Here is a 1,502-nt window from a genome sequence, read left to right as displayed (position 1 = left end):
TCTGGATGAAGTGGGTGAGGATGTAACCCACCCTCTATACGACTTGACTGATATTCTGGGTGTTCTGATTGAGACTTACGAAGCGGATCACCACCCGATTCCCGACGCCCCAAGCCAAGAGGTGCTTCGCCTGCTGATGGAGCAACATGACCTGCACCAATCCGACCTGCCGGAAATCGGCAGCCAGGGGGTGGTTTCGGAAATATTGGCTGGCAAGGGGGAGATGAACGTGCACCAAATGCGCTCACTGGCGAAACGGCTTTCGGTTTCAGCTGCGGTTTTTCTGTAGATGGATTAGGAGCATCCCATGATTCATGACGTGCGGTATTTTGCCAACACCTCCTCCAGAGAAATGGCTTTCAACTCCCCCCGCCGGTAGGCCGACAGACGATCTTCCGCTTCCTCAGACCAAAGCCGGTCCATTTTTTCATCCGCCACATCCAGACTTCCCAGAATGGCATCCACCAATTCCAGACGCGCTATTGGACTCAGCTTCAGAGCTTCTGCTTCAATGGTGGCCACTGCTTTTTCCATCGATAATTCTCCTTGGTGTGGGCGTGTTCCTCCTCACAAAAAAATTCTCGGACAAATCTATAGAAGACCAATGATAATGGGGAAAATCTTCCGATCCAAGGGAGGAGAATAAATCTGGCGCTGTTTATTGACCCTGGCATGCACGAGACATAAATAAGTTTATTGTTGCAAAAAGGAAATAGGTAAGGTGTCCCCCGATTCCCCCGATTCTGGCATGCACGAGACATAAATAAGTTTATTGTTGCAAAAAGGAAATAGGTAAGGTGTCCCCCGATTCCTCCCCCATAGGTAAGGTGTCCCCCGATTCCTCCCCCGATTCCCGATAATAGGTAAGGTGTCCCCCGATTCCCCCGATTCCAAAAAAGAAATAGGTAAGGTGTCCCCCGATTCCAATAAAAAGAAATAGGTAAGGTGTCCCCCGATTCCAATATGTCCCCCGATTCAATCGATAAAAGGAAATGGGTAAGATGTCCCCCGATTCAATCGATTCAATCGATTCAATGGTGGCCGATTCATGATTCCATGGCGGAATCAAGCCCAAAATCAAGATGGCTGGAGAACCTCCAAACTTTTCCCTATTGGGCCTTTCTGGTTTCCATCAAGAAAAAGTTCGACAGTTGCCCCTGTACTAATTATTTTTCCTTGTTCAATCAAGACAAGTAGACTTTGCTTCTCACCCAATTGCCCCTCTACATCAGCAAAAGCATATCCTTTATTTATGGGAACATGTGTAATCTTGCCCCGAATTTTACAGCCGTGCACGAAAATACGTGATGCACGCCTGCTTTTAGAGTTCGCCAGAGGAGGCAAAGCAATAAAAGTCACTTTCCTTCCCTCTTCAATCTCCATCTCATCGCAAAAAAGATACTGACTGTTAAAGTAAAAACTTTCTTGACTAGACTTTATAAAGCCAAACTTTCTATCTTGACGCCAAACATCAACCACCCCATGAAACCATTCTGCTTTTT

General features: G+C 46.9%; 3 protein-coding genes and 1 CRISPR repeat array. Of the genes, 1 reads left to right on the top strand and 2 read right to left on the bottom strand.

Annotated elements, in window-relative coordinates; translation table 11 throughout:
- Positions 1 to 10 precede the first annotated feature (10 nt).
- Entirely contained in the window at positions 11 to 289 is a 279-nt protein-coding gene (locus tag HQL52_16815; protein ID MBF0371114.1) for a hypothetical protein, read from the top strand.
- 23 nt (positions 290 to 312) lie between these two features.
- On the opposite strand, the gene HQL52_16810 is transcribed toward HQL52_16815, so the two are convergent.
- Both HQL52_16810 and HQL52_16805 read right to left on the bottom strand, forming a co-directional pair.
- Positions 313 to 534, bottom strand: a complete 222-nt coding sequence (locus tag HQL52_16810; GenBank protein MBF0371113.1) for an addiction module protein — start codon at positions 532 to 534, stop codon at positions 313 to 315.
- Positions 535 to 711: 177 nt separating this feature from the next.
- A CRISPR array of direct repeats spans positions 712 to 1,016; the repeat unit is 25 nt; unit sequence AATAGGTAAGGTGTCCCCCGATTCC.
- A gap of 61 nt (positions 1,017 to 1,077) precedes the next feature.
- A partial coding sequence (locus HQL52_16805; protein ID MBF0371112.1) for a hypothetical protein occupies positions 1,078 to 1,502 on the bottom strand: 425 nt, incomplete at its 5' end.

The sequence above is a fragment of the Magnetococcales bacterium genome, assembly GCA_015232395.1.
Taxonomy (GTDB): Bacteria; Pseudomonadota; Magnetococcia; order Magnetococcales; family JADFZT01; genus JADFZT01.
This window is presented reverse-complemented; position numbering and strand designations above follow the sequence as displayed.